The following is a 24,815-nucleotide window of genomic DNA, read 5'->3' on the forward strand; positions in this document are numbered from 1 at the left end:
CAGTTTTTTTTTAGATCTCTCTTTTCTTATATCTCTATCATCTTGTTGATAGAACCCATGAAATTTAATAATTACTTGATCGTCATCATAAAGACCACCAGATAATTCATTTTGTAAACTATCTATAAGAGTCTCCCTAAGTCCTATGCTTTCTTTTTTTATTTTTTCTTATTTTGTTATACGAGATATTTTCATGTTTACAAAATTGAATTTTTCATCAATTTTTTTAGTATACGTCTTTTAAATATCTTCCATGTTTTTTCATTTCTTTCATAAAAGATTCTGGATCACATCCTCCTACTTCCTCTATTACACGAAAGATCATTTTTTCAACATCTATGCTCATAGGATTTTTTTTTCCACAAACATAGATATATGCTCCATTTTTTATCCATGAAAAAAATTCTATTCTATTTTCCCATATTTTATCTTGTACATATATTTTTTTTTCTTGATCTCTAGAGAAAGAGAGACTGATTCGATTAAGAACTCCTTTTTTTTTCCAATTTTGGATTTCTGTTTGATACAAAAAGTCTGAATAAAAATGTTGATCTCCAAAAAATAGCCAATTTTTCCCTGTAGCTTCTATAGCTTCTCTTTCATATAAAAAAGAACGAAAAGGAGCTATTCCGGTTCCAGGTCCAATAAGGATTATGTCTTTTTCAGAATTTTTTGGTAATCTAAACAATTGATTTCTATAAATAAAAAATGATAATTTTTCTCCTTCCTTTAACTTAGATAAAAAATCAGAGCAATGACCATATACAGTTTCTCCATTCAATTGAAAACTATGACGAGATACAGTAATATGTATTTCATTATAATGAGCTTTAGGAGAAGAAGAAATGGAATATAATCTTGGTTTGATAGGTTCCATTATTTTTATTAAATCTCTTAATGAAAATTCCTTTTTTATAGGAAATTCTTTTAAAAGATCAATCAGTTTCCATTTTCGATTAGAAGGAATATTTTTTTTTTCAGATAAAAAAGAATATTTTTTTAAAAAATTATCTGATAAATTAAAAATATTAAATTCTTTCTTGAAAAGATTAAATATATTTATTTCAGATCCTTTTTTTTTTCTATTTCTTAAAATATATTCTATAATATCATGTATTTCATTCGAAGAATTTTCAGGAAACACTCCTATAGAATCACCCGGAAGATATTTAACTTCATTTTGAACAGAAATTTCAACATGATAAATTTCTTTATTAGACCCTCTTTTTTTATCACTTAAAAGGATATTATTCAAAACTTTTCCACATATTTTTTCCCTTCTATTTTCTGTATTTTTTTCATATTTTTTTTTTGAAAAAAATTCAAAATTTCTAAAAACCATTTATTTGCTTTTTCTTCATAATCGACATCACATTTATGCAATGGAACGATTCTGATTGCTCCTATGTTATTCAAACGTTTATCTACATCGACCCCCGCTTTACAAAAGTAAGAATAAGATTTATCTCCTAAAGCTAATACACTGTATTTTAAATGATTAAGATTAATTTTTTGATTTTCATGAATAAAATCAAAAAAATCTTTTGCGGAAGAAGGTGGTTCTCCTTCTCCATGTGTACTAATTATTACGAATAAATAATCTTCTTTTTCCAAATCTTGCAAACGATATTGATCTAAACTCATCAATTTCATTTGCAATTTTTTATTTTTTGCTTTTTGATAAATGTCAAAAGCTAAATTTTTGGCATTTCCTGTCTCTGTCCCATAAACTAACGTAATTTTTTCCTCTTTATTTAATTCTTTAGAAGATTTTTTAGTATTAGAAGATAATAATCCAGACATATAGCCACACATCCAAATAATCTCTTCTATAGAGGATTCTTTGATTAAATTAAAAAATGTTTTTTTATTTGATTCAGATAACATTTTATTCAATTTTATAAAAGAAAATATTAATAAATATCACTCAAAATAATTTTTTTTCTCTTTGAAATAATGATGTAAAACCACTATTTTACCTACAATGACTAAAAAGAAGGAGACATAAAATGATTCAAAGCTTTTATAGTAATCAAATCAGGATCTCCTGGTCCTGCTGAAAAATTACTTTTTTTGTTATCATAAAAAAAGATTTTCAACTGAAAGATATCTTTCTCCAGTATCATAATTAAACGTCAATATTATGGATTTTTCAGAAAAATTAGATAATTGTTGATCTATAGCAGATAGAACCGCTCCTGTAGAGATTCCAACAAGAATTCCTTCTTTTTTTGCTATTTTACGAACAAAAGTAAAAGCATCTTCTTTTGAAACTAAAAAAGATCCATCTAATATTTTTACATTCAAAATGGAAGGGATAAAACCTGCACCTAATCCTTGTAAAGAATGCGGATTTGATTCGCCTCCAAATATCACTGGAGATTCCACAGGTTCCACAGAAAAAATTTTTAGATTAGGATATTTATTTTTTAATACTTCTCCTATACCAGTAATATGTCCACCAGTTCCAACTCCTGTAATAAAATAATCTATTCCTTCAGGAAAAGCATCTATGATTTCTTTTGCTGTTGTATTTTTATGAATATTTGGATTAGATATATTATCAAATTGTTTAGGCATCCAGGAATTAGAAATTGTATCAATTAGTTCTTCTGCTTTTTTAATAGCACCATTCATTCCTTTTTCTCTTGGAGTTAAAACAAATTTTGCTCCAAAAATAGAAAATAATTTTCTTCTTTCAATACTCATAGATTCTGGCATGACTAAAATAAGACGATAATCTTTCACAGCACAAACCATAGCTAATCCTATTCCTGTATTTCCAGAAGTAGGTTCTATGATAATATCTCCTTTATGGAGGGCTCCTTTTTTTTCAGCATCTTCTATCATAGATAGTGCTATTCTATCTTTTATACTTCCTCCTGGATTATTTTTTTCTAATTTCATCCAAATTTGGTGATTCGGATATAATTTATTAAGACGAACATGAGGTGTATTTCCAATAGTTTTTAAAATACTATCAAATTTCATTTTTTTTCTTTTTTTTATTATATCATAAAATTAATAGGATCAGGAAAAGGACTATTATTTCTCATTTTTATTTCGCTTTTTTGATATACTATAGAAAAAGGAGGAACACTTCGTGTTAACCAAACATTTCCTCCAATTACACTATCATGACCTACTATAGTTTTTCCTCCTAAAATCGTAGCCCCCGCATAAATAGTAACTTGATCTTCTATAGTAGGATGACGTTTTTGATTAGATAATTTTTTATCCACATGAATAGCTCCCAAAGTAACTCCTTGATATATTTTAACTTTATTTCCTATTTTTGTACTGGAACCTATAACTATTCCTGTTCCATGATCAATTGCAAAAGATGTCCCTATTTCTGCAGATGCATGAATATCTACTCCTGTTTTACTGTGTGCATATTCTGTAATCAATCTTGGAATAATTGGAATTTTCTGAATCCAAAATTGATGAGCTATTCTGTATAATGCAGTAGCGAAAAAACCAGGGTAAGAAAGAAAAATTTCTTCTACAACTGTTGCAGCAGGATCAGATTCCAAGATAGCATAAGCGTCTATTATCAATGTTTGATAAATATTGGGAAGTTCTTCAAAAAATTTTTTAGAAAGATTATTAGAATTTTTTTGATCAATATTTAATTCAAGAAAAATTTCATATAAAAAATTAAAGAGTTTTTTATAATTCTTTTTGAGAAAAACTTTATTTTGTAAAGTATATCGATCAGAAGTAAATAGAAAATTAAATAAAGCTTCTATAAATTCCTCAGATTTTTTTTTATTAGGAAAAGGATTTCTTTTTTTGTTATCTTCAAATATAATATTTAAAAAATCTAACATTTATTTAATTTAATTTATTGAATCATACAAGCAGCCACTGTAGAATAACTTGTTTCATCTATTAAAATGCAAGATCCATTTTCTTTTATTTTTTTATAAGGATCATGTGGAACTGGTACAGATGTTTTTACTTTCACTTTAACTAAATCATTCAACACAGCATGATCAGGTGTATTTTCTTTTTTTAGAGTATTCACATCTATACGATAAAAAATATTTTTAATCCGAACTGTAACTTGAAAACAGTGAATTTGAAATAAATACTGATTTCCCATTTTTAATGGTTTATTTGACATCCAGAAAATAATCATCTCAAATTCTTGAGAAAAAATAGGAAGATCATCATCTTTTTTCACTATAAGATTTCCACGAGAAACGTCTATTTCATCTTCTAAATACATAACTATACTCTGTGGATAAAATCCTTCCTCTACTCTTAATCCACATTTTTCTATTTTTTTTATAAATGTATGATTTTCATATGGATAAATGATAATTTCATCTCCAACTTTATATATTCCACTAATAATTTTTCCAGCATATCCACGAGATGTATCATACTTATTACTGGAACGAATGACATATTGAACTGTATATATAGAAGCTTCTAAATAAGTTTTTCTTTGAATCACAACATTTTCCAATAAAGAAAAAAGACTCGGTCCAGTATACCATTTCATATGATATGATTTATCTACTACATTATCTCCATTTTTTGCACTAATTGGAATCATGTCTACGTCATTTAAACCTACTGGATGATATTTAATCAAATGATATTTTGAATCCCATTCCAAATCATTCAATTTTTTTCTTTCTACAGAATGTTCTGCACGCAATCCAGTGACCCATACAAAATTTCCTTGTAAAGCTCTTTTTAGGGGTTCTACTTTGCGTAAAAAACAACATTTTATTCTATTTTTTACATTATCATAAAATGAATTTGGTCCATTTTTTGACAAAAAATCCTCTAATTTATCTTGATTAGGATAATAAGCAGAAATAGAATATTCATAAAATTTATTTGTATCTTTCCAAACTTTATAAGTTTCTTCAAACAACCTTCCTGTATCTAAAGTGAATATTTTTATGGAAATTTCATTTGATAAAATAAAATGAGAAATTAATTGATCCTCAATATTCAAGATTGTAGAAAAAACGATTTTTCCTGTAAAAAAATTTGAAAGAGCTCTTAATTTATCCTCTACAGAAAAAGAGGACTTGATTTCTTTTGAAAGATCAGATAAACATTCTTGTGATGAAATTTTCCATTTCATATTTTTCATTCATTACCATAAAAACAAAAAACCCTTCGAATCATTCAAAGGGATGGTAAATAGATACCAAATACATTCTTGTTACACAAATATAAGAATTTCTTTTATTATTAAATATTTTGCCAAAAATATGTAATATTATTTTGTTTAAAAAAATTTTGCAAATTCATGAAAAAAATTAAAGTAAATAATCCTATAGTAGAAATAGATGGAGATGAAATGGCTAGAATTATATGGAAATATATTAAAAAATATTTTATTTTTCCTTACTTAGATATAGATATCATTTATTTCGATCTAGGAATCGAAAATAGAAATCTTACCAATGATCAAATTACCATAAAGGCTGCTTATGCCATAAAAAAATATAATGTTGGAATTAAATGTGCGACAATAACACCGGATGAAGACAGAATGAAAGAATTTCATTTAAAAAAAATGTGGAAATCTCCAAATGGAACTATACGGAACATTATTAATGGAACCGTTTTCAGAGAACCTATCATAGTTAATAACATTCCTCGTTTAATCCAAAATTGGAAAAAGCCTATATGTATCGCCCGGCATGCTTATGCAGACCAATATAAAGCAACAGATTTTATAATTGAGGAAAAAGGAAAATTGTATATTTATTTTCTTCCAGATAACAATAAAAATAAATTAAAAAAATTTGAAATCCATCATTTCATGGGACCTGGAATTGCTATGGGAATGTACAACACTGATCAATCCATATGTGGATTTGCTCGTTCTTGTTTTAATTATTCCATACATAAAAAATTGCCTCTTTTTCTTTCTACCAAAAACACCATTCTGAAATCATATGATGGAAAATATAAAAAAATTTTTAAAGACTTATATGAAAATGAATTTCAATCAAAATTTGAAGAACTAAAAATCAGTTATGAACATCGTTTAATAGATGATATGATAGCAAAAGCTATCAAATCGAATGGAGGATTTATATGGGCTTGTAAAAATTATGATGGAGATGTACAATCTGATTGTATTGCTCAAGGATTTGGTTCATTAGGAATGATGACTTCAGTTCTACTTACTCCAGATGGAAAAACTTTAGAATCTGAAGCAGCTCATGGAACTATAACTAGACATTATAGATTATATCAGAAAGGACAAAAAACTTCCACAAATCCTATTGCTTCTATTTTTTCTTGGACTAGAGGTCTTAAACATCGTGCTTTTTTAGATAAAAATGTGGATTTAAAATATTTTTCTGAAAAAATGGAAGAAGCATGTATAGATTTTATAGAATCCGGAAAAATGACCAAAGATTTGTTTAAATTAGCTTATGGAAGTGAATATAACAATGAAAAAAATTATTTAGATACCAAAACCTTTCTAAAAGAATTAAAAATTTTTTTCGATAAAAGAATATAATACAAATTTTCATGTTTTTATTTTTTGAATTAATTTTTTCATAATCTCTTTTCTTCTCACTTTCCCAAGTGAATTTTCTATAAAATGAGGAAAAAAGAAAATATTTTTTGGTTTGTAAAATTTATTTTTTCCATTAAAAATAACTTCTGGAAGTTTGAATGGAAAAGGATCTCCCTCAATAATTAATACTATTTTTTCCCCAAAAATTTTATCTGGAATTGAAGATATGAAAAATCTTTTATGAAAAGGGATAAAAGAACTTATATTTTTTTCTATTAATTCAGGAATAATTTTTATTCCTCCACTATTGATTACATTATCATATCTTCCTATCCAGTAAAATGTATCACTAGATATCATATGAACTATATCATTTGTTTGTATAAAAGAATCCATAGAATAAATTTTTAAACAATTTCTTTCATCTACACTCAAATGTATATCTTGAAATGATTTATAAAAAGTAAGTTTATTTGAACCATTAATTTTTCTTAGAGCTATATGACCTAATGTTTCTGTCATTCCATAAGTTTCATAACAAATAGTTGAAATATTTTGCAATTTTTTTTCTAAAAAATTGGAAATGGAACATCCTCCTATTAAAATAATCTTAATATATTCTAAATATTTTAAGCTAAAAAAAACTTGCATGGGGACCATTGATATAATATCGAAACATTCTTTGATATTTATCAAAGGATTAGATGATGGAGGAACACAATAGATTTTCCACTTAAAAATAATAGCACGAACTAAAAACATTTTAGCTGCTATAAAGTCTGGAGATAAACATAATAATCCTCTGATTCCTCTTTTTTCTAGTTTTAAAAATTCTACAGTTTTTATAGCTCTTTCAAACATATGCTTTTTTTTCAAAAATATTATTTTTGGAGAACCTGTTGTTCCAGAAGTTGAAACAGATAATACAGATTCATTATCATACCACTTTTTTAAAAATGAAAAAATAGCGTTTCTCCAATGAAAATCTTTTTTGCAAGAATTATAATAAGAATCAGTCAATGTTTTTTTAGAAGAAAAATCTATCCACATATTTTCATTTATTAAAATATTTTCCATTTCATAGATGGATTATACCAAATAGAACCTTTATTAATTTCTAAAGGAGACCTCCAGTTATTCACATATAAAACTCCTGTATTTAATCCATGAACATTAGAGTTTTGATATTTTTTTTTCATCATAAAAGTCCATTGAGCGGCAGCATTAATCCCAATATTACTTTCTAAAGAAGAACTAATCCACCATTTAATTTTTCTTTTATCAGCTTCTAATATCCATTCTTTAGATCCATAAAAACCTCCATTTATGCTAGGCTTCAATACAACATATTTAGGACAAATAACATCCAATAATCTTTTTTTATCTTTCAATTCATGAATTCCTACTAATTCTTCATCTAATGCTATAGGTAATTTTGATTTTTTACAAATTTCTGACATTTTTTTCCAATTTCCGGATAAAATAGGCTGTTCCATTGAATGAACTATATTTAAATCATAAAGTTTATTTAAACAATACAAAACTTTTTGAAAATTTTCAAAACAACCATTTGCATCTAAACGTATTTTTATATATGGATATTTTTTTTTAATTTTTTTTAAAATTAAATACTGATCTTCAAAAGAATCCACACTCGTTTTCATTTTTATAAATGAAAAACCTTTAATAATTTTTTTTTCTATTTCTTTTATTATATCGTTTTTTACACCCTTCTTTTTTTTAAAAGAATTAAGCCATATCAAAGCATTTATAGATATACCTTTTTCTCCATGAGTAAATTCAGAATCATATAATATAGGGAATTTGTTTTTTAAACTTAAAAAAGCTTGTTCTAATCCAAAAAAAATGGATGAATATGAAATATATTTACGATAATAATGTATTTCTGTTTTTTTTAAATAAATCACCTTTTTGGAAAGACTCTCTAATTCATTTTTAAAGTGATTTAAATTTTTTGAAACTTCCAATATTGGATTACATTCTCCTATCCCTATTCTATTATTTTGTTTCAATATAATAAACCAAATAGTATTATGATTAAATATTCTATTGGAGTTAAATATTTTTCTTCTGAAAAAGAAAGTTTTTTTTTTAAAAAAAAATTTATTTTATCCATTATTTAAAGAAATATAGTTTCTCCCATTTCTAACAGAATTAGTTCTTTTCCTTTTTTAGAAAATCTTTTTTTAGCTTCATTTTTATTAATTTGAATTTCTTCAAAAGTATCATAATGAACTCCTAATATTTTTTTGCATTTCAGAAAATCTGAAGCAATAATTGCTTCTTCTATATCCATTGTATATCTACCTCCTATCGGTAAAATAGAAAGTTTTAGTTTTCCAAAATTAGGAATAATATGCATTTCACTCGTCAAAGAAGTATCTCCCGATATATATAAATTACCCTCATCTGTATGTAACAAAAAACCGCCAGCATTTCCACCATAAGTTCCATCATTAAAAACACTAGAATGAGATGCCCAAACATATTTTAATTTACCAAAAGAAAAAGAAATAAAAGATCCATAATTCATACCATATGTTTTGATTCCTTTTTTTTCAAAATAATTAGAAATTTCATAATTAGAAATAACTAAAACATTATTGAATTTTTGTGAAAAAAATTCTACATCACATACGTGGTCATAATGTGCATGAGTTAATAATATATAATCTACTTTTTTTAAATGATCAAAATATTTCAAAAAATTTTTATTTTGAAAAACAGGATTACCAGAAAAAAAAGGATCTATTAATAAATATTTATCATGTATTTCTAATGAAAATGTGCTATGAGAAAAAAAAGTTATTTTCATAATATTTATAAAAAATTGCTGATACCTATACTTAATCCATACAAAAAAACAATTAAAATTAATCTTTTTAGTTCTAAATTGAATAAATTATTCTTCTTTAAAAAAAGGATTCTTTTAACATGAAAAATCAAAAAAATAACGACTAGTATAAAAAAAATACACTGAAAAATCGTTTTTTGATTCAAAAGAATAAAAAAAATTCCTAAAAGAACTGAAATAAATAAGGAAATTACATGATATAATTTTGCACGTTTTATTCCCAACCATACTGCCATAGTATATTTACCGTTTTCATAATCATTATCTATATCTCTCATATTATTTATATTTAGAACAGCTACATTTAATAATCCCATAGATGAAGATAATAAAAACATATCCATATGTAAAGCATTTGTATATAAAAAATAACTTCCTTCTACCGAAAAAAGACCAAAAAAAATGAAAACAAATAAATCTCCCATTCCTACCACGTATCCATAAGGAGAAGATCCAATAGAATATTTTATAGAACCATAAATACAAACAAAAATTCCTATAAAATAGAATAAAAAAACAAAAATATTTTTATACAAAATACTTTGATAAAGTAATAAAAATCCTGATAAAAAAGATAATACGGAAAATAAATAAATAGCTTTCTTCATATCTAATAAGGAAAGAAACCCACATTGAATTGTTCTTTTAGGACCTATACGTTTAAAATTATCAACTCCTGTTATACTATCTCCATAATCATTTGAAAAATTAGCCAGTATTTGCAATAATAAAGCTGTAATAACACATAAAATGTATGTGTGTAAATTTACAGAAACTCTAGACTTAGATATAAGATAACTTAAAGTTATTCCAGAAAAGGATAAAGGTAAAGTATGTAAACGAGCTGCATGGATCCAATATTTTAATTTCATAAAAATCTTGTAAATTTTTTAAAATTAGGATCTCTTTTTTCTAAAAAAGCTTTTTTTCCTTCCTGAGACTCTTCCATCAAATAAAACATTAAAGTGGCATCTCCTGCCAACTGCATTAATCCATGTTGTCCATCTAATTCCGCATTTAAACAACGCTTGATCATCCTTAAAGACATAGGGCTTTTTTTCTGTATTGTTTTACACCATTTTATAGTTTCTTCCTCTAATTTTTCTTGACTTACAACTTTATTGATCAATCCCATTTTCAATGCTTCTTTAGCCGTGTATTTTTTACACAAAAACCACATTTCTCGTGTCTTTTTTTGACCAATATGACGAGCTAAATAAGAACATCCAAATCCTCCATCAAAAGAACCTACTTTAGGACCAACTTGACTAAAAATAGCATTATCAGATGCAATAGTCAGATCGCAAACTACATGTAATACGTGCCCTCCTCCTATAGCATAACCATTTACCATAGCTATAACAGGTTTAGGTATTTCTCTTATTCTCTTATAAAAATCTAAAATATTCAATCTTGTGGTTCCATCTTTTCCCAAATAACCACCCAACCCCCTTGTTGTTTGATCCCCTCCAGAACAAAAAGATTTATCTCCAGCCCCCGTTATAATTAATATATCTATATCAATTCTATTGCTACATATATCCACAGCATCCATCATTTCATTTACTGTTTCTACACGAAATGCATTATGACACCATGGTCTGTTTATTTCTATTTTAGAAACTCCTTTCCAAAAAAGAAATAAAATATCTTCATATTTTTTGATTGGGATCCAATCTATCTCCAAGGTAGAATTCATAAAAAAATAAATTAAAAATTGATGTTTATTTTTACATTTTTACAAAATAACAAAAAAATACTTCAATTATGCTATGTTTCGTAATATATTATCAGTATCTACAGGAGTAATAATAAGCATCATAGAAATACTATTTTCTATCAAATTTATAAAAAAATGGTTTATACAAACACAATCCATCCCGATAAAAAAATTAAAAAACGTTCTTGTTGAAGCTCCAACTGAATTTTTTTTGGTTATGATTTTTTTCTATGCTTTTAGTGCTTTGTTAGGAGGGACAATAACTGCTTTTTTTGCACGAAACGCAAAAAAAGCTTATGCTATGTTGACGGGATTTATTTTATTTTTTATAGCATTATTTCATGGATTTTTCTATCCATTTCCTTTATGGTTTAAAATAGTAATACTTCCACTTTTTTTTCCTTTTTCGTATTTAGGAGGAAACTTTATAGAATTCTTACAAAGAAAAAAATGGATAAATTAATAAATAAACAAATCCGGAGATGTATCCAATCAAAGCTATCCAACTAATTTTTTTCAAGTACCAAAAAAAATCTATTTTTTCCATTCCCATAGCAGCTACTCCTGCAGCAGAACCTATAAGAAAAATGCTTCCTCCTGTTCCAGAAACATAAGCTATAAAATGCCATAAATCATGATCAATTGGATAAGAAGAAAACATGGCTATAGTAGCGGCGACCAAAGGGACATTATCTATAATAGAAGAAATCAATCCAAATATAAAAGTTGTAATTTTCCATGTATAAACAGTCTCATTTATCCAATGAGATAAACTATATAATTTTCCCAAGGATTCCAAAGAAGAAACTGAAAGTAAAATACCCAAAAAAAACAAAATACTAGAAAAATCCAATTTTTTAAAAATATCGTCTATAGATAAAATAGACTCTGATTTATATTTTTTAACGATACAAAGAATAATTCCAAGAGAAAACATCATACCCATGTATGGAGGAACCCCAGTTATAGTTTTGAAAATAGGAACAAGCAACATTAAAAAAAGACCTACTTTCAACATAAAAAAACCTCTATTGAGATTATCTTTTGATAATTTATTTTTTTTAACTTGAAAAGTTCCATTAAATACAGGCATAAAAGATGCTATCAAAGTGGAAATAAACATGCATAATATAGATGGAACAAGTATCTTTTTAAGAAGATGTATAGTCGTTACTTTATTAGAAATCCACAACATTGTTGTAGTTATATCCCCAATTGGGGACCAAACTCCTCCTGCATTAGCAGATATCACAACTGATCCCAAATAATATAAACGTTCTTTATAATTAGAAACTGTTTTTCTAAGAAGAGAAATTAAAACTATAGTTGCTGTTAGATTATCTATTATTGCAGATAATAAAAAAGAAACTAAACTTATTATCCACAAAAATCTACGTTTAGTATTCGTGTAAAATAATTCTCTCAAAGCTTCAAATCCGGAATACTTTTCAATTACAGAAATAATAGACATAGCTCCAATAAGAAAAAAAACAATTTCAGAAGCTTTACCTAAATGAAGTAATAACAAATATTTGGGATCCTTTTTAATTATTAAATGTTGGTCAAATTCATAAACAGGAAGATTAAATAACATAATAAATGACCAACAAGTGGTAGCCATCAGAATGGCTGGAATAACTTTATTTAAAGAAAATAAGTTTTCAAGAGTAATAAATAAATATCCAAGTATAAAAATTAAAATTACCATTGATTCTTAATTCATCATTGATGGAATATTTTTTTTATGTTTGATTCCATCCTGAATAAAAAGAATATTGACCAAGCGTTTCTTCAATGCGTAATAATTGATTGTATTTTGAAATTCTTTCAGAACGACAAATAGAACCTGTTTTGATTTGTTCAATATTTAATGCAACAGAAAAATCTGCTATGAAAGAATCCTCTGTTTCTCCAGAACGATGAGATATAATATTCTTATACTTGTTCTTTTTAGCCAAATTAATTGTTTCAATTGTTTCTGTTAATGTTCCTACTTGATTAACTTTTATAAGAATAGAATTTGCTATTTTCTTTTTGATTCCTTCATTTAGTTTGCAAACTTGAGTAACAAAAAGATCATCTCCTACTAATTGAATCTTGTCTCCCATTTCATCCGTTAATAATTTCCACCCTTCCCAATCATTTTGATCCATTCCATCTTCAATAGATATAATTGGATATCTTTTAATTAAATAGGATAAATAATGAACATGTTCTTCTTTAGACTTTTCTGAAGTTTCTGTTTTTTTTTCAAATTTAGAATAGTCATATTGATTATCTTTATAAAATTCAGATGCAGCACAATCTATAGCTATTCCTATTTGATCATAAGGTTCATAATTCGCCATATGTATAGCTTCTAATATATGATCCAAAACATCTTCTATTCCATCAAAATTAGGAGAAAAACCTCCTTCATCACCAACACTTGTTGAAAAACCTTTTTTATGTAAAAGATTTTTTAATTGATAAAAAACCTTATGTCCCATTTGAAGTGCTTCCATAAAACTATTAGACTTAACAGGAACTATCATAAATTCTTGAAAAGCTATAGGAGAATTGGAATGTCTTCCTCCGTTTACAATATTAATTAAAGGAGTAGGCAGTTTATTCGTATAAACTCCTCCTAAATATTTATAAAGAGGAATTTTTAGTTCATTAGATGCAGCTCTCGCCACTGCTAATGAGATAGCTAAAATTGAATTAGAACCCAATCTTTTTTTATTAACTGTCCCATCTAATTCTAACATCAGTTTATCAATATAAACTTGATCAAATATAGATTTTCCAATTAATTCAGGATAAATAATATTATTAACATTCTGAACAGCTTTCAATACTCCTTTTCCAAAAAAAACATCTTTTTGATTATCACGTAATTCAAAGGCCTCATGTTCTCCTTTTGAAGCTCCAGACGGAACAGAAGCACGTCCAAACACATTTTTTTCTGTTATTACATCCACTTCAACAGTAGGATTTCCTCTTGAATCTAATATTTGTCTTGCCTTAATTTTTTTTATTTTACTCATTATTCATTTTTTTTTCTACTGCGTCTTACAGATTTTATTATTTTCTTAGATGTATAAATCTTATTAAAATCTACTAATTCAATAAAAGAAAGAGAGGCTTGATCTCCAATACGAAATCCAGTCTTTATAATTCTAGTATATCCACCAGGACGGACACGAACTTTATCAAAAACATTTTTAAACAATTCTGAAACTGCTGTCTTATCTCTTAGAGACGAAAAAATATTTCTTTTAGAATGAGTTGTGTGGATTTTAGATTTTCTAATAATAGGTTCAACATATTTTTTTAGAGCTTTAGCTTTGGCTAAAGTTGTAAAAATTCTTTTTTTCTTAATTAAAGAAGAAGCAAGATTAGAAAGAATAGATTTTCGATGTCCATATTTTCTTCCTAAATGATTATTCTTATTCCTATGATTCATCTATTTTTATTCTTTATTATTTAATAATCTATATTCTAAGATATCCATTCCAAAATATAATCCTTTTTCCTTCATTTTACTTTCCAACTCGTCTAAGGATTTTTTCCCAAAATTCCTCATCTTCAACATATTATTTCGATTACAACTGACCAAATCTGCAATAGTTTCTACAGATGCAGATTTTAAACAATTTTTTGTACGAACAGATAAATCCATATCGATTAACCTAGATTTTAACAAAGTACGCATTCGTAAAAATTCTTCATCATATTTTTTATCTTTTTTGATTTCTTCTTGTTTCTTTTTTCCTATTTTATCATAAGAAAAAATAGAAAAATATTGAATTAATATTTTAGATGCTTCCATTAAAGCTGATTTTGGACAAATAGAACCATCCGTTTTAATTTCTAATGAAAGATTCTCAAAATCAATCTTTTGACCAACTCGACAATTTTCTATTGTATATTTTACATTTCTAATAGGAGTATAAATAGAATCTATAGGAATTGTTCCAATCAAATCATCATTATTCCTCTTATTTTCTTCTGCAGGAACATAACCTCTTCCTTCTTCAATTGTGAAACTAATTTCTAGACTCACAGATTCTTCTTTATTACAAATAATCAAATCATCGTTTAAAATTTGAAATCCAGAAATAAATTTATTCAGAATCCCTCCCGTTACCTGTTTCCCATGATGAATAGATGCATTAACTACTTCTTTATGAATTCCTGTTACTTTTCTTTTTAAACGAATTTTTTTAAAATTTAAAATTATTTCAGTCACATCCTCAACTACACCTTCTATAGTAGAAAATTCATATTTAACTCCTTTAATTCGAATAGAAGTAACTGCAAAACCTTTTAAAGATCCTAATAAAACTCTTCTCAATGCATTTCCTAAAGTAATTCCATATCCAGGTTCTAACGGTTTTAAATGAAAAACACCTTTGTTATCTGAAAACTCAGACATTGCAATTCTATCAGGTTTAACAAAATCTAGAATAGCCATATGATGATGTAATGTATGATTAACTATTTTGAATATAATTCAACAATAAGTTGTTCTTTAATATTTTCAGGAATTTGTGTCCTCTTCGGCATCACTCTAAATATACCAAACATATTTTTTTCATCAAAAATTAACCATTCAACTAATGATCCTGCTTTTTTTTGTATACAATCCAATATAACTGGATGTTTTTTAGATTTTTCTTTTACTCCTATTTTATCTCCTGGTTTTAATCTAAAAGATGGAATATTAACTATATGATTATTCACAACAATATGCCTATGTGAAACAATTTGACGTGCAGAAGATCTAGATGGAGCAAGTTTTAATCTAAAAACTATATTGTCGAGACGGCTTTCACATGCTTGCAATAACAATTCTCCAGTAATTCCTTTTTTTCTTGCAGCTTCAAAAAATAACCTTTCAAACTGATTTTCTAATATTCCGTAAGTATATTTTGCTTTTTGTTTTTCTATCAACTGTATAAAATATTCTGAACGTTTTCCTCTACGACGATTATTTCCATGTTGTCCAGATGGATACTTTCTTCTTTCAAAATATTTATCTTCTCCATAAATACATTCTCCAAATCTTCTAGAAATTTTAGTTTTAGGTCCTATGTATTTTGCCATAATTTTCTAATAAATGTTAAACTCTTCTTCTTTTAGGAGGACGACATCCATTATGCGGCAATGGAGTTATATCTTTTATCATTGTTACTATAATTCCAGAATTACTTAAAGCTCGTATAGCTGCATCTCTCCCTGCTCCAGGTCCCTTGACTTTTACTTCAACTTTTTTGATTCCAGCATTTATCCCTTCTTTTGCTACATTTTCTGCGGCCATTTGTGCTGCATACGGTGTATTTTTTTTAGATCCTTTAAAATTCATTTTACCAGCAGAAGACCATGCTATGACTTCCCCTTTTTTATTTGTTAACGTTATAATAATATTATTAAAAGTGGATTGAATATGAGCTTCCCCTAAAGAATCTACAACTACAGATCTTTTTTTCCCCAATGATGATTTTGCCATAAAGATTATTTTTTATTACTTTGTAACCTTTTTTTTATTTGCTACAGTTTTTTTTCTTCCTTTTCTAGTCCTACAATTGTTTTTTGTTTTTTGACCCCTTAGAGGTAACCCTTTTCTATGTCTTGTTCCTATATAACAACCTATATCCATCAATCTTTTGATATTAAATTGTATATCAGATCTTAATTCTCCTTCAATCTTTATATTATTAGATATATATTTTCTGATTTTGCTAATATCATCATCAGACCAATTCTCTACTTTTTTATTTTCATCTATTCCAACAGAACACAAAATTAGTTTTGACAAACTTACCCCTATTCCATATAAATAGGTAAGACCTATAACACCTCTTTTAGATCTAGGAATATCTACCCCTGAAATTCGAACAGCCATTTAACCCTGTTTCTGTTTAAATCTAGGATTTTTTTTGTTAATAATTCGCAAACGTCCTTTTCGACTGACAATTTTACAATTTCCAGTTCTTTTTTTTAAAGAAGCTCTGACTTTCATAATATAATAAATTTTATTAATATCTATAAGTTATCCTCCCTCTTTCTAAATCATAAGAAGACATCTCTAACCTCACTTTATCTCCTGGCAATATTTTTATATAATGCATTCTCATTTTTCCGGATATATGAGCTTTAACAATACATCCGTTTTCCAATTCAACACGAAACATTGCATTTGGAGACGATTCTACAATGGTTCCATCTACTTCAATATGCTTTTGTTTAGCCATAATAACAATTAAATGTATTCAAGTAAGTTATACTTAATTTATATAAATATGAGAAATAATATACAAAAAAAATTATAATCTAGTATATCTTCCACTACGATTTTTCATCATCATCAACCCATCATAATGATAATTTAGTAAATGAATATTCACTTGTTGTGAAACATCCAAAATAACTCCTACTACAATTAACAATGAAGTTCCTCCATAAAATAATGCAAAATTTTGAGTTACTCCTATCCGAAAAACTATAGATGGAAAAATAGCTATTATAGCCAACAAAAAAGCTCCAGGAAACGTAATTTTAGATAAAACATCATCTATGTATTCAGCAGTTTCTTTCCCTGGTTTAATTCTTGGTATATGACCTCCATTTCTTTTCAAATCATCAGCCATTTGATTTACTGGAATTGTAATAGCTGTATAAAAAAAAGTAAATACTATTACCAACAAAGAAATAGTCAAATTGTACCATAATCCATAAATATCTTGAAAAAGATGAAAAAAATTTTTAATTTTTACATTTCTTACATAATCAGAAAAAGTTAAAGGAAAAAGCATAATAGATTGAGAAAATATAATAGGCATAACTCCAGCAGCAGTCATCTTAAGAGGAAGATACTGATGTTTTTTGTGAATTAATTGAGAACCCAACCCCAAAGATTTATAATGGGAAACATATTGAACTGGAATCTTCCTAATGGCTTGAATAATTACAATAGAAAATAAAATAACTAATAACCATAATAAAAATTCAAGAAATAATACTATTAATCCTCCATTTCCAATTTCCAGTTTGCTAAAAATTTCTTTAGCTATAGCATCAGGAAAACGTGCTATTATTCCAGACATAATTATTAAGGAAATTCCGTTCCCTATCCCTTTATCTGTAATTTTATCTCCTAACCACATAGTAAATAAAGTTCCAGATGTCAAAATTATTATTCCTATAACCCAAAACATACTTTTTCCATAAAAAGTATTTATATCAATTAAATAAGTTTTAGAAAAAGAATTTGATGAAAAAGGAATGAATTTTTGGGTTAAAGAAATGAGATAAACAGGGGCTTGTATTAAACATATCCCGACTGTTAACCATCTTGTAATAAAATTAATTTGTTTTCTACCACTTTCTCCATCTCTTTGCAATTTTTGTAAGTAGGGAATAATTATACACATTAATTGAATAATGATAGAAGCAGATATATAAGGCATAATTCCTAAAGCTAAAACTGAAGCACGATTAAAAGCTCCTCCAGTAAAAGAGGATAAAATTTGCATTAATCCTTTAGATCCTGAATTAAATTTTTCCATAAAATCACTAATTCCCAAAGGATTAATTCCTGGAAGAGGGATATAAGCACCAAAACGATATACCAACAATAAACTTAGAGTTATTACTATTTTTCTTCGCAATTCTTTAATGTTCCAAATATGATGAAAAGATGTTAAAAAATTATCCATAATAATTTTTTCATGATATAGATAAAGCTTCCCCACCTGTTTTTTGGATAGATAACAAGGCTTTTTTACTAAACTTAGATGCATATATCTTTAATGAAGCACACAATTCACCCCTTCCCAATATTTTAACCGGATTATTCTTTTTTGATAAATTATTTTTTAATAAAACTTTTTGATCAATAAGATCTTGAATTTTTCCTTGATTCACATAATTTTGAATTGTATCCAAATTAATCAAAGAAAATTTTTTTCTCAAAAAATGTCTTCTAAATCCAAATTTAGGAATTCTTCTTTGAAGAGGCATTTGTCCTCCTTCAAAACCTCTTTTTTTGGAAAATCCAGACCTAGATTTCGCTCCTTTATGTCCTCTTCCACAAGTCCCACCTTTTCCAGATCCTTGCCCTCTTCCCAATCTTAATTTTTTTTTATTAGATCCATTTTTTGGAGACAATTGATTAATATTTCTTGAAGTAATTTTTTCATCCATTATATACTTTTTTAATGGTAATTCCTCTCTGTTTTGCAATAATATGAACATCTCTCATATTACTCAATGCTTTAATAGTAGCTTTAATAACATTATGGTGATTAGAAGATCCTTTAGATTTTGACAAAACGTTTCTTAATCCTGCAGCTTCAAGAACAGCCTTCAAAGGTCCGCCTGCTATAATTCCAGTTCCATCAGATGCTGGTCGAATGAGAATATGAGCCCCTCCATATTTAGCTTCTTGATCATGAGGAATAGTTCCATTAGAAATGCAAACCTTACAAAGGTTCCTTTTAGCTTGTTCTCCAGCTTTGTGAATTGCATCAGGAGCCTCTTTGGATTTTCCAAAACCATAACCTACTATCCCATTTTCATTCCCTTTAACAACAATAGCACTAAAACTAAAATATCTTCTTCCTTTAGTAACCTTACAGACTCTCGTTACTCCAACTAATTTTTCTTTTAATTCTAATCCTGTATATTTTATTCTTTTATCCGATGCCATATTATCTAAAATTCTAATCCAACTTCTCTAATTCCTTCAGCTAAAGATTTCACTCTCCCATGATATAAATATCTTCCTTTGTCAAAAACTAATTTTTTTATTTTCAATTTTTTAGCTCTATTTCCCAGTAATTTACCTACTTCATTAGATAACTCTATTTTTGTTTCTTTATAATGAGAAAATATTTTTTCTCTTGATGATGATGAAACCAAAGTTTTTCCGGTTTCATCATCTATAATTTGTGCATAAATTCCTTTGTTACTTCTAAAGATAGAAATTCTAGGTCGTCCTGATTTTCCAAAAATTCTTTTTGATTTTTTCTTTTTCATTTTTGTTAAAAATTAAGCTGATTTTCCTGATTTTCTACGAACTTCTTCTTTTAAATACCTTATTCCTTTACCTTTATAAGGCTCAGGAACTCTCAAAGATCTAATTTTAGCACTTATCATCCCCAAAAGTTGTTTATCATGAGATTTCAAAATTAGAATAGTATTTTTTCCTTTTTCAGATTCTATCTCTATATGAACTTCCTCAGGAATCTGCATCATAATATTATGAGAAAAACCTAAATTCAGATCCAAAATGTTTTCTTTATAAGAAGCTCTATATCCAATTCCTACTAATTCTAATTCTTTCATAAATCCTTTTGTCACTCCTACAATCATATTGTTAATTAAAACACGATACAATCCATGCAAAGATTTAGATTCCTTATCTTTTTGATTTCTAGTAATTATTAATTGATTTTCATGAAAAATAAATTTCAGTTTTTTAGAAATTTTTTGACTCAAAGATCCTAAAATTCCTTTCACTAATATTTTATTATCAAATATTTTTACATTCACATTTTCAGGAATAAAAATAGGTTTTTTCCCAATTCTAGACATCTTAAAAAAAATTATTTATCATCTCAATACACATAACACAGAATTTCTCCACCTATTCTTTTTTTTCTTGCTTGTTTATCTGTTATTACTCCATTAGAAGTAGAAATTATAGCTATTCCTAATCCATTTAAAACACGAGGTAAATTTTTATACTTACAATATATCCTAAGTCCTGGTTTACTTATTCTGATTATTTGTTGAATAACAGAAATTTTTTCTTGATAGTATTTTAAAGCTATTTTAATAGTTTTTTTATCCTTTTCTATCTTATAACTCAAAATATACCCATCTTCTAACAAAACATTAGCAATTTCTTTTTTTATCTTAGAAGAAGTAACTTCTAAAAATCTATGTTTTGCTAAACTAGCATTTCTAATTCTAGTTAAAAAATCAGCAATTGGATCCATACAAAATAGATTTTTTTCTACCAACTAGCTTTTTTAACACCAGGGATTAGTCCCTGAGAAACTAAATTTCTAAAAACAATACGAGAAACACCAAATTGACGCATATACCCCCTACACCTTCCAGTAATAGAACATCTATTTCTTAAACGAACAGGAGATGCATCTTTAGGTAACTTTTGCAAAAGTTCATAACTTTTTGATTTTTTTAGATTTTTTCTTTTATTTGCATATTTCATTACCATTTTCTCTCTTTTTCTTTGTCTTGCTTTGACTGATTCTTTAGCCATTTTTGTTTTTATTATTAAAAGGTATTCCAAAAAAAGATAAAAGACTTTTAGCTTCTGCATCATTTTTAGCAGAAGTGACAAATGTAATATTCATTCCCATATTTTTTTTAATCTTATCAATATTTATTTCAGGATAAATCACTTGTTCTGTAATTCCCATATTATAATTTCCACGACCATCGAAACTACTTTCTTTTACACCATTAAAATCCCTTACTCTAGGTAGAGAGACTACAATAAGTCTTTCTAAGAACTCAAACATTTTTATTCTTCGTAAAGTAACTTTTACTCCTATAGGCATTCCTTTTCTTAGTTTAAACCCAGACTCATCATGTTTAGAATAACAAAAAATAGCTTTTTGTCCTGTTATGTCTGTTATTTCTTTTATAGAAAAATCTATTATTTTTTTATCTATAACAGATAAACCAATTCCTTGATGAACCACTATTTTTTTTAATTTGGGAACTTCCATAATAGATCTATATCCAAATTTTTTGATTAAATTAGGAACTATTTCTTTATTATACAATTTTTGCAATCTAGATAGATAAATCATTCTTTTTCTTTCACTTTTTTTAAGTTAGATATATGAATGGGAGATTCTTTTTTTATAATTCCTCCTTTAGGATTTTTCAAACTAGGTTTTAAATGTCTCTTTACCATATTTAAATTATGTACAATAGCTTTATTTTTTCTAGGAAAAACTTTCAAAACGACTCCTTTACTCCCTTTATAATTTCCTGACAAAACTAATACTTTATCTTCTTTTTTGATTCTTGTCATAATAAACAATATCACAATACTTCTTGTGCTAAAGATATAATTTTCATATATTCTTTTTCTCTAAGTTCTCTTGCCACAGGACCAAAAACTCTTGTTCCTATCATTTCTCCAGAAGCATTAATTAATACACAAGCATTATCATCAAAACTTATATAAGATCCATCTTTTCTTCTCGTTCTATTTTTTGTTCTAATAATCACAGCTTTAGATACTTGACCTTTTTTTACTGTACTTCCTCCAGAAACAGATACTTTTATAGTAACAACTATGGAATCTCCTAGAGAAGCATATCTTCTTTTTGTTCCTCCTAATACTCTAATAATCAAAGCTTCTTTAGCTCCTGTATTATCCGATACTTTACAAATAGACTCTTGTTGCAACATAATCATTTAGATTTTTCTAATATGGATACTAATCTCCAACATTTTTTCCTACTTATAGGACGTATTTCCATAATACTAACTTTATCTCCATTTTTAGAAATATTTTTTTCATCATGAACCATATATTTTTTTTTCTTTATAACACTTTTACCATAATATCTGTGTTTTATTTTTTTAACTTCAGAAACTACAACAGTTTTATTCATTTTATCACTTATGACAGTTCCTTGTTTCTGTTTCCTTCTATTACGAACAATGGATTTTTTATGTTCTACTATCATTTATTTTTTTATTTAACTCTGTTTTCAATCTAGCAATTTTCTTTCTCATAAATCTAATGATCATAGGATTTTTATTTATTCTTACAGAATGAGAAAATTTTATATTTTGATAATTATTTTCATAAATTTCGATTTCTTGAATCAAATTATCAATTGATAAAGTTTTAATATCTGAATCTTTCATAATTTAACTTCATTAGAAAAAATGAATTTCATCTTAATAGGAAGCTTTTGAGCCGCTAATCTTAAAGCTTCTTTTGCTTCATTTATTTCAACTCCATCGATTTCGAACAAAATTCTTCCAGGTTTAACTACAGATACCCAAAATTCAACAGGTCCTTTTCCTTTTCCCATACGTACTTCTTGTGGTTTCTTAGTAGCAGGTTTGTCTGGAAATATATTAATCCATAGTCTACCTTCTCTTTTCATATATCTAGTAGCAGCTACTCGTGCTGCTTCCAATTGCTTTGAAGTAATCCAACCTCCTTCTAGGGCTTTTATTCCATATAATCCTCTAGAAAGAAGAATTCCTTTTTTGGAATTTCCACGAATCCTTCCTTTTTGTTTTTTTTTATATTTTGTTTTTTTTGGTTGTAACATAAATACAATATCCTATTTCTTTTTTCTATGATAGGTTTTATTTCCTCTTTGTTTTTTTTGCATTCCTCCTAAAAAAGGAGACAATTCTCTTTTTCCATAAACCTCTCCTTTCATAATCCATACTTTAATCCCTATACTTCCATAAACAGTATGAGCGACAGCCATATGATAATCCACATCAGCACGAAAAGTTCCTAGAGAGATTCTACCTTCTTTATAGATTTCACATCTAGCCATTTCTGATCCATTTAATCTACCTGAAATCTGAATTCTTATTCCTTGAGCATTCATTCTCATAGCAGAAAAAATAGATAATTTAATTGCTTTTTTATAAGAAATTCGATTTTCTAATTGTCTAACTAAACCTTTAGCCACTAATGGTGCATCTAATTCAGGACGTTTAACTTCAGATATATTAATTTGAACTTCTTTTTTAGTAAGTTTTTTTAATTCTTTTCTAATTGTATCTACTTCATCTCCTCTTTTTCCTATAACAAGAGCTGGTCGTGATGTACGAATAGTAATAGTAATAAATTTTAAAGTTCTTTCAATGAAAATACGAGAAACTATACCTTTTGGTAATCTAGCTTCTATATATCTCCTCACTTTAAAATCTTCCTTTATTCTATCTTTATAATTATTACACCAGCTGGATTGCCATCCCATAATGATTCCAAGACGGTTAACAATTGGATTTGTTTTTTGTCCCATATAAAAATTATTTTCTTTTTTCTAAAAAAACTAGAACATTACTTGACCTTTTTCTGATTCTATGACCTCTACCTTGAGGAACAGGACGTAGCCTTTTTAAGGTTTTTCCTTGATTAACTCTAATTTCCTTTATATACAATAAATATTCCCTATTAGCATTAGAATAAGATTCATCATACTTTTTTTCCCAATTAGACAATAAAGAAAGAAGCAATTTCTTAAAAAAAAGAGATATTCTTTTTTTATGGCTATATGTTAATATATCCAAAGCTCTTTGAATTTCTTTATTTCGAATTAAATTTGCTACCAATCTCATTTTTCTTGGAGATGTTCTCACTCCATTCAAAGAAGCTGAAACTACATTAGTTTCTTGTTTCATTGTATTTTTAATTTTTCGCTTTCAATTTATTCTTGGAACCAGAATGTCCTCTAAAAGTGCGAGTAGGAGCAAATTCTCCCAATTTATGTCCAATCATATTTTCAGTAACATATACATTGACAAATTGCTTTCCATTATGAACAGCAAATGTTTGTCCAACAAAATCTGGTAAAATAGTAGAAGGTCTAGACCAAGTTTTAATAACAGTTTTTTTTTCTGATTTTAGATTGTTTAATACTTTTTTTTGCAATTTTATTGATACATATGGACCTTTCTTTAAAGATCTTGCCATGATAAAA

Annotated in this window: 37 protein-coding genes; 2 read left to right on the plus strand and 35 right to left on the minus strand. The window is 27.0% G+C overall.

All coding sequences use genetic code 11. The features are described 5' to 3' along the window. Window positions 1–226 precede the first annotated feature (226 nt). From H0H67_RS01830 to H0H67_RS03160, 5 genes are all read right to left on the minus strand, one after another. Window positions 227–1,342 (minus strand): diflavin oxidoreductase, encoded by a 1,116-nt coding sequence (locus tag H0H67_RS01830; protein ID WP_238784561.1) that lies wholly within the window; start codon window positions 1,340–1,342, stop codon window positions 227–229. Then, window positions 1,252–1,887 carry a flavodoxin domain-containing protein gene (locus H0H67_RS03155; protein WP_238784562.1) on the minus strand — a complete coding sequence of 212 codons (636 nt, stop codon included), beginning with the start codon at window positions 1,885–1,887 and terminating at the stop codon, window positions 1,252–1,254. The genes H0H67_RS01830 and H0H67_RS03155 overlap by 91 nt, the downstream gene beginning before the upstream one ends. 192 nt (window positions 1,888–2,079) lie before the next feature. Next, entirely contained in the window at window positions 2,080–2,991 is a 912-nt protein-coding gene (gene cysK / locus H0H67_RS01835) for a cysteine synthase A (RefSeq protein WP_185859081.1), read from the minus strand. 17 nt (window positions 2,992–3,008) lie between these two features. Next, a complete protein-coding gene (locus H0H67_RS01840; protein ID WP_185859082.1) occupies window positions 3,009–3,833 on the minus strand; it encodes a serine O-acetyltransferase in 825 nt (274 codons plus the stop codon). Window positions 3,834–3,847: 14 nt separating this feature from the next. Beyond that, complete coding sequence (locus tag H0H67_RS03160; protein ID WP_238784563.1) at window positions 3,848–5,110, minus strand: elongation factor 1-alpha C-terminal domain-related protein; 1,263 nt, start codon at window positions 5,108–5,110, stop codon at window positions 3,848–3,850. Between the two features lie 168 nt (window positions 5,111–5,278). On the opposite strand from H0H67_RS03160, the gene H0H67_RS01850 reads away from it, so the two are divergent. Beyond that, entirely contained in the window at window positions 5,279–6,508 is a 1,230-nt protein-coding gene (locus H0H67_RS01850; RefSeq protein WP_185859083.1) for an NADP-dependent isocitrate dehydrogenase, read from the plus strand. A gap of 9 nt (window positions 6,509–6,517) precedes the next feature. Here H0H67_RS01850 and H0H67_RS01855 read toward each other — a convergent pair whose 3' ends face one another. The 5 genes from H0H67_RS01855 to menB form a co-directional block, all read right to left on the minus strand. Beyond that, entirely contained in the window at window positions 6,518–7,585 is a 1,068-nt protein-coding gene (locus H0H67_RS01855; RefSeq protein ID WP_238784564.1) for an acyl-CoA synthetase family protein, read from the minus strand. Further along, window positions 7,570–8,541, minus strand: coding sequence for an enolase C-terminal domain-like protein (locus tag H0H67_RS01860; protein WP_317168096.1), 972 nt, complete (start codon window positions 8,539–8,541; stop codon window positions 7,570–7,572). Before H0H67_RS01860 ends, H0H67_RS01855 begins: the two co-directional genes overlap by 16 nt. 107 nt (window positions 8,542–8,648) lie before the next feature. Next, a complete protein-coding gene (locus tag H0H67_RS01865) occupies window positions 8,649–9,344 on the minus strand; it encodes a metal-dependent hydrolase (RefSeq protein ID WP_185859084.1) in 696 nt (231 codons plus the stop codon). A 5-nt stretch (window positions 9,345–9,349) separates the two neighbouring features. Then, window positions 9,350–10,255 carry a 1,4-dihydroxy-2-naphthoate octaprenyltransferase gene (gene menA / locus H0H67_RS01870; RefSeq protein ID WP_185859085.1) on the minus strand — a complete coding sequence of 302 codons (906 nt, stop codon included), beginning with the start codon at window positions 10,253–10,255 and terminating at the stop codon, window positions 9,350–9,352. Further along, the gene (gene menB / locus H0H67_RS01875) at window positions 10,252–11,082 is read right to left on the minus strand and encodes a 1,4-dihydroxy-2-naphthoyl-CoA synthase (RefSeq protein ID WP_185859086.1); all 831 of its coding nucleotides are present in this window, start codon (window positions 11,080–11,082) and stop codon (window positions 10,252–10,254) included. Before menB ends, menA begins: the two co-directional genes overlap by 4 nt. A 73-nt stretch (window positions 11,083–11,155) precedes the next feature. Here menB and H0H67_RS01880 point away from each other — a divergent pair, with 73 nt between their 5' ends. Beyond that, the gene (locus tag H0H67_RS01880; protein WP_185859087.1) at window positions 11,156–11,566 is read left to right on the plus strand and encodes a hypothetical protein; all 411 of its coding nucleotides are present in this window, start codon (window positions 11,156–11,158) and stop codon (window positions 11,564–11,566) included. Here H0H67_RS01880 and H0H67_RS01885 read toward each other — a convergent pair. From H0H67_RS01885 to rpsS, 25 genes are all read right to left on the minus strand, one after another. Further along, window positions 11,540–12,811 (minus strand): SLC13 family permease, encoded by a 1,272-nt coding sequence (locus tag H0H67_RS01885; RefSeq protein ID WP_185859088.1) that lies wholly within the window; start codon window positions 12,809–12,811, stop codon window positions 11,540–11,542. The two genes, H0H67_RS01880 and H0H67_RS01885, sit on opposite strands and share 27 nt — an antisense overlap. A 34-nt stretch (window positions 12,812–12,845) precedes the next feature. Further along, window positions 12,846–14,132: a phosphopyruvate hydratase gene (gene eno, locus H0H67_RS01890; protein WP_185859089.1), complete on the minus strand. Its 1,287-nt coding sequence runs from the start codon at window positions 14,130–14,132 to the stop codon at window positions 12,846–12,848. Next, window positions 14,132–14,551, minus strand: a complete 420-nt coding sequence (gene rplQ / locus H0H67_RS01895; RefSeq protein WP_185859090.1) for a 50S ribosomal protein L17 — start codon at window positions 14,549–14,551, stop codon at window positions 14,132–14,134. The genes eno and rplQ overlap by 1 nt, the downstream gene beginning before the upstream one ends. Before the next feature lie 6 nt (window positions 14,552–14,557). Continuing rightward, on the minus strand, window positions 14,558–15,562 hold the full coding sequence (locus tag H0H67_RS01900; protein WP_185859091.1) for a DNA-directed RNA polymerase subunit alpha: 1,005 nt from the start codon (window positions 15,560–15,562) through the stop codon (window positions 14,558–14,560). A 23-nt stretch (window positions 15,563–15,585) separates the two neighbouring features. Continuing rightward, window positions 15,586–16,194 carry a 30S ribosomal protein S4 gene (gene rpsD / locus H0H67_RS01905; RefSeq protein ID WP_185859092.1) on the minus strand — a complete coding sequence of 203 codons (609 nt, stop codon included), beginning with the start codon at window positions 16,192–16,194 and terminating at the stop codon, window positions 15,586–15,588. Between the two features lie 16 nt (window positions 16,195–16,210). Continuing rightward, on the minus strand, window positions 16,211–16,597 hold the full coding sequence (rpsK, locus tag H0H67_RS01910) for a 30S ribosomal protein S11 (protein ID WP_185859093.1): 387 nt from the start codon (window positions 16,595–16,597) through the stop codon (window positions 16,211–16,213). Between the two features lie 15 nt (window positions 16,598–16,612). After that, complete coding sequence (rpsM, locus tag H0H67_RS01915; protein WP_185859094.1) at window positions 16,613–16,993, minus strand: 30S ribosomal protein S13; 381 nt, start codon at window positions 16,991–16,993, stop codon at window positions 16,613–16,615. Further along, window positions 16,994–17,110 (minus strand): 50S ribosomal protein L36, encoded by a 117-nt coding sequence (rpmJ, locus tag H0H67_RS01920; RefSeq protein WP_185859095.1) that lies wholly within the window; start codon window positions 17,108–17,110, stop codon window positions 16,994–16,996. It lies immediately after the preceding gene. A 16-nt stretch (window positions 17,111–17,126) separates the two neighbouring features. After that, window positions 17,127–17,342: a translation initiation factor IF-1 gene (infA, locus tag H0H67_RS01925; protein WP_185859096.1), complete on the minus strand. Its 216-nt coding sequence runs from the start codon at window positions 17,340–17,342 to the stop codon at window positions 17,127–17,129. Between the two features lie 72 nt (window positions 17,343–17,414). Continuing rightward, window positions 17,415–18,806: a preprotein translocase subunit SecY gene (secY, locus tag H0H67_RS01930; protein WP_185859097.1), complete on the minus strand. Its 1,392-nt coding sequence runs from the start codon at window positions 18,804–18,806 to the stop codon at window positions 17,415–17,417. Window positions 18,807–18,816: 10 nt separating this feature from the next. Next, entirely contained in the window at window positions 18,817–19,293 is a 477-nt protein-coding gene (rplO, locus tag H0H67_RS01935) for a 50S ribosomal protein L15 (RefSeq protein ID WP_185859098.1), read from the minus strand. Then, entirely contained in the window at window positions 19,286–19,798 is a 513-nt protein-coding gene (gene rpsE / locus H0H67_RS01940) for a 30S ribosomal protein S5 (RefSeq protein WP_185859099.1), read from the minus strand. The genes rplO and rpsE overlap by 8 nt, the downstream gene beginning before the upstream one ends. Window positions 19,799–19,803: 5 nt before the next feature. Continuing rightward, complete coding sequence (gene rplR / locus H0H67_RS01945) at window positions 19,804–20,127, minus strand: 50S ribosomal protein L18 (RefSeq protein ID WP_185859100.1); 324 nt, start codon at window positions 20,125–20,127, stop codon at window positions 19,804–19,806. Window positions 20,128–20,139: 12 nt separating this feature from the next. Continuing rightward, window positions 20,140–20,685, minus strand: a complete 546-nt coding sequence (gene rplF, locus H0H67_RS01950) for a 50S ribosomal protein L6 (RefSeq protein WP_185859101.1) — start codon at window positions 20,683–20,685, stop codon at window positions 20,140–20,142. A 23-nt stretch (window positions 20,686–20,708) separates the two neighbouring features. After that, on the minus strand, window positions 20,709–21,092 hold the full coding sequence (rpsH, locus tag H0H67_RS01955) for a 30S ribosomal protein S8 (protein ID WP_185859102.1): 384 nt from the start codon (window positions 21,090–21,092) through the stop codon (window positions 20,709–20,711). A gap of 17 nt (window positions 21,093–21,109) precedes the next feature. Continuing rightward, window positions 21,110–21,379 (minus strand): 30S ribosomal protein S14, encoded by a 270-nt coding sequence (gene rpsN, locus H0H67_RS01960; protein WP_185859103.1) that lies wholly within the window; start codon window positions 21,377–21,379, stop codon window positions 21,110–21,112. Next, window positions 21,372–21,935: a 50S ribosomal protein L5 gene (gene rplE / locus H0H67_RS01965; protein WP_185859104.1), complete on the minus strand. Its 564-nt coding sequence runs from the start codon at window positions 21,933–21,935 to the stop codon at window positions 21,372–21,374. Before rplE ends, rpsN begins: the two co-directional genes overlap by 8 nt. Further along, window positions 21,932–22,162: a 50S ribosomal protein L24 gene (gene rplX, locus H0H67_RS01970; RefSeq protein WP_185859105.1), complete on the minus strand. Its 231-nt coding sequence runs from the start codon at window positions 22,160–22,162 to the stop codon at window positions 21,932–21,934. Before rplX ends, rplE begins: the two co-directional genes overlap by 4 nt. An 11-nt stretch (window positions 22,163–22,173) precedes the next feature. Beyond that, a complete protein-coding gene (gene rplN, locus H0H67_RS01975; RefSeq protein WP_185859609.1) occupies window positions 22,174–22,545 on the minus strand; it encodes a 50S ribosomal protein L14 in 372 nt (123 codons plus the stop codon). A 2-nt stretch (window positions 22,546–22,547) separates the two neighbouring features. Beyond that, window positions 22,548–22,826: a 30S ribosomal protein S17 gene (gene rpsQ, locus H0H67_RS01980; RefSeq protein ID WP_185859106.1), complete on the minus strand. Its 279-nt coding sequence runs from the start codon at window positions 22,824–22,826 to the stop codon at window positions 22,548–22,550. Further along, window positions 22,810–23,010, minus strand: coding sequence for a 50S ribosomal protein L29 (gene rpmC, locus H0H67_RS01985; RefSeq protein WP_185859107.1), 201 nt, complete (start codon window positions 23,008–23,010; stop codon window positions 22,810–22,812). Before rpmC ends, rpsQ begins: the two co-directional genes overlap by 17 nt. Further along, complete coding sequence (rplP, locus tag H0H67_RS01990; protein WP_185859108.1) at window positions 23,007–23,426, minus strand: 50S ribosomal protein L16; 420 nt, start codon at window positions 23,424–23,426, stop codon at window positions 23,007–23,009. The genes rpmC and rplP overlap by 4 nt, the downstream gene beginning before the upstream one ends. A 12-nt stretch (window positions 23,427–23,438) precedes the next feature. After that, the gene (gene rpsC / locus H0H67_RS01995) at window positions 23,439–24,137 is read right to left on the minus strand and encodes a 30S ribosomal protein S3 (protein ID WP_185859109.1); all 699 of its coding nucleotides are present in this window, start codon (window positions 24,135–24,137) and stop codon (window positions 23,439–23,441) included. 7 nt (window positions 24,138–24,144) lie between these two features. Next, complete coding sequence (locus tag H0H67_RS02000) at window positions 24,145–24,516, minus strand: large ribosomal subunit protein uL22 (RefSeq protein ID WP_185859110.1); 372 nt, start codon at window positions 24,514–24,516, stop codon at window positions 24,145–24,147. Between the two features lie 7 nt (window positions 24,517–24,523). Continuing rightward, window positions 24,524–24,808 carry a 30S ribosomal protein S19 gene (gene rpsS / locus H0H67_RS02005; protein WP_185859111.1) on the minus strand — a complete coding sequence of 95 codons (285 nt, stop codon included), beginning with the start codon at window positions 24,806–24,808 and terminating at the stop codon, window positions 24,524–24,526. Between the last annotated feature and the right edge of the window lie 7 nt (window positions 24,809–24,815).

The organism is Blattabacterium cuenoti (assembly GCF_014251575.1).
Taxonomy (GTDB): Bacteria; Bacteroidota; Bacteroidia; order Flavobacteriales; family Blattabacteriaceae; genus Blattabacterium; species Blattabacterium cuenoti_N.

Coding starts and splice junctions, on each gene's coding strand:
- rpsM (WP_185859094.1), bottom strand. CDS start 16,993: ATGGCTGTTCGAATTTCAGGGGTAGATATTCCTAGATCTAAAAGAGGT.
- H0H67_RS01840 (WP_185859082.1), bottom strand. CDS start 3,833: ATGTTAGATTTTTTAAATATTATATTTGAAGATAACAAAAAAAGAAAT.
- rpmJ (WP_185859095.1), bottom strand. CDS start 17,110: ATGAAAGTCAGAGCTTCTTTAAAAAAAAGAACTGGAAATTGTAAAATT.
- H0H67_RS01830 (WP_238784561.1), bottom strand. CDS start 1,342: ATGGTTTTTAGAAATTTTGAATTTTTTTCAAAAAAAAAATATGAAAAA.
- H0H67_RS03155 (WP_238784562.1), bottom strand. CDS start 1,887: ATGTTATCTGAATCAAATAAAAAAACATTTTTTAATTTAATCAAAGAA.
- H0H67_RS01885 (WP_185859088.1), bottom strand. CDS start 12,811: ATGGTAATTTTAATTTTTATACTTGGATATTTATTTATTACTCTTGAA.
- rpsQ (WP_185859106.1), bottom strand. CDS start 22,826: ATGATAGTAGAACATAAAAAATCCATTGTTCGTAATAGAAGGAAACAG.
- rplN (WP_185859609.1), bottom strand. CDS start 22,545: ATGTTGCAACAAGAGTCTATTTGTAAAGTATCGGATAATACAGGAGCT.
- cysK (WP_185859081.1), bottom strand. CDS start 2,991: ATGAAATTTGATAGTATTTTAAAAACTATTGGAAATACACCTCATGTT.
- infA (WP_185859096.1), bottom strand. CDS start 17,342: ATGGCTAAACAAAAGCATATTGAAGTAGATGGAACCATTGTAGAATCG.
- rpmC (WP_185859107.1), bottom strand. CDS start 23,010: ATGAAAGATTCAGATATTAAAACTTTATCAATTGATAATTTGATTCAA.
- H0H67_RS01865 (WP_185859084.1), bottom strand. CDS start 9,344: ATGAAAATAACTTTTTTTTCTCATAGCACATTTTCATTAGAAATACAT.
- rplE (WP_185859104.1), bottom strand. CDS start 21,935: ATGATTTATCTATCTAGATTGCAAAAATTGTATAATAAAGAAATAGTT.
- rpsS (WP_185859111.1), bottom strand. CDS start 24,808: ATGGCAAGATCTTTAAAGAAAGGTCCATATGTATCAATAAAATTGCAA.
- menB (WP_185859086.1), bottom strand. CDS start 11,082: ATGAATTCTACCTTGGAGATAGATTGGATCCCAATCAAAAAATATGAA.
- rpsD (WP_185859092.1), bottom strand. CDS start 16,194: ATGGCAAAATACATAGGACCTAAAACTAAAATTTCTAGAAGATTTGGA.
- H0H67_RS01900 (WP_185859091.1), bottom strand. CDS start 15,562: ATGGCTATTCTAGATTTTGTTAAACCTGATAGAATTGCAATGTCTGAG.
- rpsK (WP_185859093.1), bottom strand. CDS start 16,597: ATGGCAAAATCATCATTGGGGAAAAAAAGATCTGTAGTTGTAGATTCT.
- eno (WP_185859089.1), bottom strand. CDS start 14,132: ATGAGTAAAATAAAAAAAATTAAGGCAAGACAAATATTAGATTCAAGA.
- rpsC (WP_185859109.1), bottom strand. CDS start 24,137: ATGGGACAAAAAACAAATCCAATTGTTAACCGTCTTGGAATCATTATG.
- H0H67_RS01855 (WP_238784564.1), bottom strand. CDS start 7,585: ATGGAAAATATTTTAATAAATGAAAATATGTGGATAGATTTTTCTTCT.
- H0H67_RS01850 (WP_185859083.1), top strand. CDS start 5,279: ATGAAAAAAATTAAAGTAAATAATCCTATAGTAGAAATAGATGGAGAT.
- rplQ (WP_185859090.1), bottom strand. CDS start 14,551: ATGAATCATAGGAATAAGAATAATCATTTAGGAAGAAAATATGGACAT.
- rplR (WP_185859100.1), bottom strand. CDS start 20,127: ATGAAAAAGAAAAAATCAAAAAGAATTTTTGGAAAATCAGGACGACCT.
- menA (WP_185859085.1), bottom strand. CDS start 10,255: ATGAAATTAAAATATTGGATCCATGCAGCTCGTTTACATACTTTACCT.
- rplO (WP_185859098.1), bottom strand. CDS start 19,293: ATGGATGAAAAAATTACTTCAAGAAATATTAATCAATTGTCTCCAAAA.
- secY (WP_185859097.1), bottom strand. CDS start 18,806: ATGGATAATTTTTTAACATCTTTTCATCATATTTGGAACATTAAAGAA.
- rplX (WP_185859105.1), bottom strand. CDS start 22,162: ATGACAAGAATCAAAAAAGAAGATAAAGTATTAGTTTTGTCAGGAAAT.
- rpsE (WP_185859099.1), bottom strand. CDS start 19,798: ATGGCATCGGATAAAAGAATAAAATATACAGGATTAGAATTAAAAGAA.
- rplF (WP_185859101.1), bottom strand. CDS start 20,685: ATGTCTAGAATTGGGAAAAAACCTATTTTTATTCCTGAAAATGTGAAT.
- H0H67_RS03160 (WP_238784563.1), bottom strand. CDS start 5,110: ATGAAATGGAAAATTTCATCACAAGAATGTTTATCTGATCTTTCAAAA.
- rpsH (WP_185859102.1), bottom strand. CDS start 21,092: ATGGATCCAATTGCTGATTTTTTAACTAGAATTAGAAATGCTAGTTTA.
- rpsN (WP_185859103.1), bottom strand. CDS start 21,379: ATGGCTAAAGAATCAGTCAAAGCAAGACAAAGAAAAAGAGAGAAAATG.
- rplP (WP_185859108.1), bottom strand. CDS start 23,426: ATGTTACAACCAAAAAAAACAAAATATAAAAAAAAACAAAAAGGAAGG.
- H0H67_RS02000 (WP_185859110.1), bottom strand. CDS start 24,516: ATGAAACAAGAAACTAATGTAGTTTCAGCTTCTTTGAATGGAGTGAGA.
- H0H67_RS01880 (WP_185859087.1), top strand. CDS start 11,156: ATGTTTCGTAATATATTATCAGTATCTACAGGAGTAATAATAAGCATC.